Below are 3,019 nucleotides of genomic sequence, written 5' to 3'. Positions count from 1 at the left end.
CTTCCACGGCGAGATCCTGCAGCCCGGCGGCCAGCGCATCCTCGACCAGCTCGGCGTGCTGGACGCCGCGACACGACGCGGCGCCCGCACCCTCGACGGCTTCCAGGTCCTCGAACGCGGCCGCGTCCTGCTCGACATCGACTACCGGCGCCTGGACGCCCCCCACAACCGCCTCCTGGCCCTGCCCCAGCGCCACCTCCTCGAAGAACTCCTCGCCGCCTGCCACCGGCTGCCCGGCTTCACCCACCTGCCCGGCCACCGCATCAGCGCCCTGCGCGGCGAGGGCGGCCGCTGCACCGGCGCGGTGTTCACCGGCCCCGCCGGAACGCGCACCACCGTGCCCGCCCGGGTGGTCGTCGCCGCCGACGGACGCTTCTCCAAAACCCGCACCCTCGCCGGCATCGGCGCCGGCCGCAGCGAGACCTTCGACCAGGACATCGTCTGGTTCACCCTGCCCGCACCCGGCCGCGCCACCGGACGCGTCCGCATCCACCGCGCCGCGGGCACCGCCGTACTGGTCCACGACACCCACCCCGACCGGCTCCGCGTCGGCTGGGCCCTGCCCCACGGCAGCTGGCAGACGGCCACCGCCCGCGGCATCGCCCCCATCAGGGACGAACTGGCCGCCGCCGTCCCCGAACTGGCCGACCTGATCCACGAACACCTCACCGGCCTGTCCGACCTGGCCCTGCTCGACGTGTTCGCCGCCGACGCCGAGGAATGGGTACGCGACGGCCTCGTCCTGACCGGCGACGCCGCCCACACCCACGGCCCGCTCGGCGCCCAGGGCATCAACCTCGCCCTGCAGGACGCCGCCACCTTGCACCCCGTCCTCCTCGACGCCCTCGCCGCCGGCGCCTGCACCCGCGAACGGCTCGCCCCCTTCCCACAGTTGCGGGCACCCGCCGCCGCCCGAGTCACCCGCCTCCAGCGCCTGCAGGCCAAAGCGTTCCTCGGCAACGCCGGACCCGCCGCCACCTACCTGCGCTCCCGCGCCGCCGCCCTGCTCACCCGCACCCCCCTCGGCGCGCACCTCACCTCCCGCATCGCCTTCGGCCCCGCACCCGTCCAGGTACGGACCGACCTGTTCACCAACGCCCCCCGGCCCACCCAGAAAGGTGCACGCGCAACATGACTGCTCCGAGCCGTCGGCGTTTCGTCGCCCAGGCGTTCACGGCGGGCGCCGCCGCCTCCCTCACCACCGCCGGCCTCGCACCCGCCGCCCGCGCCGCCGACCCGACCCCCGCCCCCGCCCCCGCCCCGGCGGTCCAGGTCACCCCCGACGACCCCCGCTACGCGGCCCTGTCGGTACGCGGCAGCAACAAACGCTTCACCGCCCACCCGGACGCCTTCTGCCTGCCCACCACCACCGCCGACGTCGTCCACGCCGTCACCGACGCGGTCAGGCGCCGCCGGCGCATCGCCGTACGCAGCGGCGGCCACTGCTACGAGAACGTCGTCGGCGACCCGGCCGTCCAGATCGTCATCGACCTCGCCGCCATGAACGCCGTCACCTACGACCCGGGCAGACGCGCCTACATGGTCGAAGCCGGCGCCCAGCTCATCGACGTGTACAAAAGCCTCTACTACGGCTGGGGCGTCACCCTGCCCGGCGGCGCCAGCGCCACCGTCGGCTTCGGCGGCCACATCACCGGCGGCGGATACGGCGCCCTCAGCCGCGCCCACGGCCTCGCCTCCGACCACCTGTACGCACTCGAGGTCGTCGTCGTCGACGCCCACGGCCGCGCCCGCGCCGTCGTCGCCACCCGCGAAAGCAGCGACCCGCACCGCGACCTGTGGTGGGCCCACACCGGAGGCGGCGGCGGCAACTTCGGCATCGTCACCCGCTACTGGTTCCGCTCCCCGAACGCCCACGGCGACGACCCCGCCCACCTGCTGCCCCGACCGCCCGCCACCATCCTCTCCAACGCGGTGATCTACCCCCGCGACGGCATGGACCAGGCCGCCTTCGGCCGCCTCCTGCACAACCACGGCCGCTGGCACGAGGACCACAGCGACCCCGCCTCCCCGTACACCGGCCTCTACAGCGGACTGGTGCTCCCCGGCCGGCTGAAGGACAACGACCCCGGCCAGAGCGCCATCGCCTTCACCCACCTCGACGGCACCCTCCCCGGCGCCCGCGAACTGCTGGACCGCTACGTGAACGCGCTGACCGACGGCGTCGGCGTCACCCCCTACATCACCGCCAGCGAGCCCTGGCTGACCGCGACCGTCGCGCTCGCCGAGTCGCAGGACACCGACAAGGGCCGCCACAAAATCAAGTCGGCCTACCTGCGCCGCGCCCTCACCCGCGCCCAGACCGACGCCCTCTTCACCCACCTGAACGCGACCGACCACCGCAACGACAGCGCCTCCGTCTCCCTCCAGTCCTACGGCGGCCGCACCAACGCCCTGCCCGCCGGCGCCACCGCCGGCGCGCACCGCGACTCCGTCCTCAACGTGATCTTCATGAACACCTGGCAGGACCCCCAGGCCGACACCGTCAACATCGACTGGCTGCGCCGCACCTACCGGGACGTGTTCGCCACCACCGGAGGAGTGCCCGTCCCGGGCCGCGGCACCGACGGCGCCTACATCAACTACCCGGACATCGACCTCGCCGACCCCCGCTGGAACACCTCCGGCGTGCCCTGGCACCACCTCTACTACAAGGACAACTACCCCCGCCTGCAACGCATCAAGGCGAAGTGGGACCCGCGCGGCGTCTTCCGCCACACCCTGTCCATCCGCCCCGCCTGAAACCCGACCGGCCGCCGGGCCCCCACCCCCGGCGGCCCGCGCCGGCCCCGCCCGCACACGGACCCACCCTCCGCACCACCGGCCGACCGATCCCACCGCCCGCACCCGGCCTCGCCGCCGCCGCCGTCCGCACCGGACCACCGGCCCCGCCGGTCGCACCCGGCCCGCCGCCACCGTCCGCACCGGACCCACCGGACCCACCGGCCCCGCCGGGCGGCCCGCACCGGGCAGCGCGATCGGCGCCGACACGGGACCACCG

2 protein-coding genes are annotated in these 3,019 nt (G+C 74.9%); both read left to right on the top strand.

Going from position 1 to position 3,019, the window contains the following annotated elements; translation table 11 throughout:
• On the top strand, positions 1-1,135 hold a 1,135-nt coding region (locus ACWGH4_RS33560; protein WP_453467507.1), incomplete at its 5' end, for an FAD-dependent monooxygenase.
• Positions 1,132-2,760, top strand: a complete 1,629-nt coding sequence (locus tag ACWGH4_RS33555; RefSeq protein ID WP_453467505.1) for an FAD-binding oxidoreductase — start codon at positions 1,132-1,134, stop codon at positions 2,758-2,760. The genes ACWGH4_RS33560 and ACWGH4_RS33555, both read left to right, overlap by 4 nt.
• The last annotated feature ends 259 nt before the right edge of the window (positions 2,761-3,019 follow it).

This window comes from Streptomyces sp. NPDC054847 (assembly GCF_053610925.1).
This window is presented reverse-complemented; position numbering and strand designations above follow the sequence as displayed.

Excerpts from the sequence above, each read along its gene's own strand:
- ACWGH4_RS33555 (WP_453467505.1), top strand. The coding sequence starts at position 1,132 with ATGACTGCTCCGAGCCGTCGGCGTTTCGTCGCCCAGGCGTTCACGGCG.